This is a genomic window from Vibrio sp. 378, assembly GCF_033339435.1.
In genome coordinates, this window is the sequence record NZ_JAWOUO010000679.1 from 1 (window position 1) to 646 (window position 646).

The 646-nt window shown below is 49.2% G+C and carries 1 protein-coding gene; it reads left to right on the forward strand.

Going from position 1 to position 646, the window contains the following annotated elements:
• The coding region (locus R7Q48_RS28225; RefSeq protein ID WP_318133622.1) for an NfeD family protein at nt 1-643 on the forward strand (643 nt) is incomplete at its 5' end.
• Nucleotides 644-646: the final 3 nt, after the last annotated feature.

Below are 646 nucleotides of genomic sequence, written 5' to 3' on the forward strand. Positions count from 1 at the left end.
AAGAACACCGGACTGGCGCGCAGAAATGCTTGCGGTGATCACCAATCCTAATGTCGCCTACATTCTAATGCTCATCGGCATTTACGGCCTATTACTCGAGTTTTATAACCCCGGAGTGGGTTTACCCGGTGTGCTTGGCGGCATCTGCTTATTACTTGCGATGTACGCACTGCAAATGATGCCCGTCAACTACGCAGGTTTAGGACTGCTGCTACTCGGTATCGCGCTCATGATTGCCGAAGCCTTTAGCCCGAGCTTTGGCATTTTAGGCTTGGGCGGCGTAGTAGCATTTGTGCTTGGTTCAATATTCCTGATGGACAGCGAGCTCCCGGGCTTCCAAATTGCCCTACCGTTGATTTTTGGTATCGCTATTTTCTCAATCGCGTTGATTCTTCTCACTATCGGTTTCTTACTCAGGATTCGAGGAAAAGGCGTCACCACAGGTTTAGAGACCTACCCCGGTAAACATGCCATTGTGAGTGACGACTTCATCGACGGACAAGGCCGCGTGCAGTTTGAAGGTGCTTTTTGGCAAGCGAAAACCGAACAAGATCAAGAACTCAAACAAGGTGAATCGGTCACCATTGTTCATGTTAAAGGGCTAACCTTAACGGTGAAGCCCAATGACCGCCCTAAAGAATAGGAG